A 551-nucleotide genomic window follows, 5' to 3' on the forward strand; every position below is an offset into this window, starting at 1 on the left:
GCCGATATCTATAACAATTACACGGTACACGTGCATCAGCCTGCGATGTTTCAGCCCGTAGGCGGTATGGGCAAAATTGGCGACGCTTTTACCCGCGAGTGCCGCGATATGATTACTTTCAATGCAAAAGTGACCAAGATTAATCAAGATGAGACGGGCGTGACTGTTGATTATATCAATACTGACAACCCTGAAAGTATGGGCAAAAGCGTTCGAGCCGATTGGTGTATTTGTACGATTCCACTATCTATATTGACCCAAATTGATATCAATGTCTCAGAGCCGATGAAGCAAGCGATGGCAGCGGTGCCTTATGACAGCTCCTATAAAGTCGGTTTGGAATTTAAACGGCGCTTTTGGGAGGAGGATGAGTGGATCTATGGCGGTATCACTTATACCGACTTGCCGATAACCCAGATCTCCTACCCGTCGCAAGATCTATTTAGTTCAGGATCTGGCGTGCTCCTTGGCGCTTACGGTTTTGGTGAGGCGTCTTATAAGTTCAACTCACTTACGCCAAAAGAGCGCATCAGCGCAGCGCTCGAATATGG

At 47.4% G+C, this 551-nt stretch carries 1 protein-coding gene; it reads left to right on the forward strand.

The window, feature by feature from the left end; all coding sequences use genetic code 11:
• Positions 1–551: flavin monoamine oxidase family protein (locus ACTXGO_RS16040; protein ID WP_443575222.1), on the forward strand; the 551-nt coding region annotated here is incomplete at both ends.

The sequence above is a fragment of the Psychrobacter sp. T6-1 genome (genome assembly GCF_052258445.1).